This window comes from Vibrio sp. 10N.261.55.A10 (assembly GCF_041470825.1).
Lineage (GTDB): Bacteria > Pseudomonadota > Gammaproteobacteria > Enterobacterales > Vibrionaceae > Vibrio > Vibrio crassostreae_C.
In genome coordinates this window covers 1-859 of record NZ_JBFRNC010000105.1, presented here as the reverse complement: position 1 = coordinate 859, position 859 = coordinate 1, and the positions used below count along the sequence as shown (strand labels likewise).

Here is an 859-nt window from a genome sequence, read left to right as displayed (position 1 = left end):
CGGTGGGTTTAACTCTCTATGCTGCTTAGTTTTTTACTTAAGCAGCATAGTTTTCGTATTCTGTTTGATTGTGTAAAAGCGACCATATAATTCGTGCGTTCTTCGCGGCAAGTGCCACTATCGCTCGGTTCATTCCTCTTCGTTCTAGAACGCCTCGACACCACTGACTTAACTTATCTTGCTTGTCGCCAAGGTTGGCAATCACGGTCCTTGCGCCATGAACTAATAGTGTTCGTAAGTATTTATCACCGTGTTTGGTTATCCGACCTAAGCGTGGCTTTCCTCCTGTGGAATATTGCTTTGGTACTAGTCCTAGCCAAGCAGAGAAATCACGGCTTTTATCAAATTGAGAGCCGTTACCTATGGAAGCAAGTATCGCAGTAGCGGTTTGCGGTCCAATGCCCCGAACGTTCATCACTCGTTGAACATTAGCGCTGACCTTAGCAAAAGAGTCGAAGACTTGTTCAGTATCGGCGATACGTTGATTTAATTCACCAAGGTGGTGATAAGCATCGGCAATCACCGTTCTAGCGAGATGTGGCAGTTCATTTTCTGCATCTTCAAGCATTAAGGGAACGTGTTTCATTAATGAAGAGCGACCAACAGGAATGATTAACCCGAACTCAGAAAGTAGGGCGCGCATGCGATTCATAAGCGCGGTGCGTTCACGAACCCAATGCTCTCTCATTCTATGTACCGATAAGATGGCTTGTTGCTCGGGGGATTTTACGGGTACAAAGCGAGTTGATGGACGCTGAACAGCTTCGCATATGGCAACAGCATCATTAAGGTCGTTCTTTCCTTTAGTTCGATAAGGAACCACGTATTTAACGGCCATGATGCGGGCGTCGTGCCCAAG

Annotated in this window: 1 protein-coding gene; it reads right to left on the bottom strand. The window is 46.3% G+C overall.

Annotated elements, in window-relative coordinates; all coding sequences use genetic code 11:
- Window positions 1-37: 37 nt before the first annotated feature.
- A partial coding sequence (locus AB4274_RS21755) for an IS110 family transposase (RefSeq protein WP_372113215.1) occupies window positions 38-859 on the bottom strand: 822 nt, incomplete at its 5' end.